At 41.8% G+C, this 340-nt stretch carries 1 protein-coding gene; it reads right to left on the reverse strand.

From position 1 onward, the window contains the following. Positions 1–277, reverse strand: a 277-nt coding sequence (locus R0J87_RS19040) for a phage tail protein (RefSeq protein WP_498888187.1), incomplete at its 3' end; no start/stop codon positions are given. Positions 278–340: the final 63 nt, after the last annotated feature.

A 340-nucleotide genomic window follows, 5' to 3' on the forward strand; every position in this document is an offset into this window, starting at 1 on the left:
TCACATTTCCTGCATCCGGCTTCCGCTCCCATGTGCCACGGTTGTTATCAATTATTTTTTGCAGTTGCTTTACTCGATCATCGCCCTGTAAGGCTGACAAGAACTGCCCGATATCAACGACACATGTATTTTCAGGATCAGTGATGTCATATTCCATTGAGATGATGCGCTGTGATGTTTCAATAGGAATAGCAAAATTACGGTCAATAGCAATGGTTGTATCTCCAAGATCAACATGTTCGTGCTCATACCCCTCAACGCCTTCAAGCAGCTTCACTGATAGTTCATAATTGACCTCTGTTTTTGATGCCACAGTGATTAAATGATTGTAAGTTGCTTT

Origin of the sequence: Halomonas sp. SIMBA_159 (assembly GCF_046536035.1) — a bacterium.
Taxonomy (GTDB): Bacteria; Pseudomonadota; Gammaproteobacteria; order Pseudomonadales; family Halomonadaceae; genus Vreelandella; species Vreelandella venusta_A.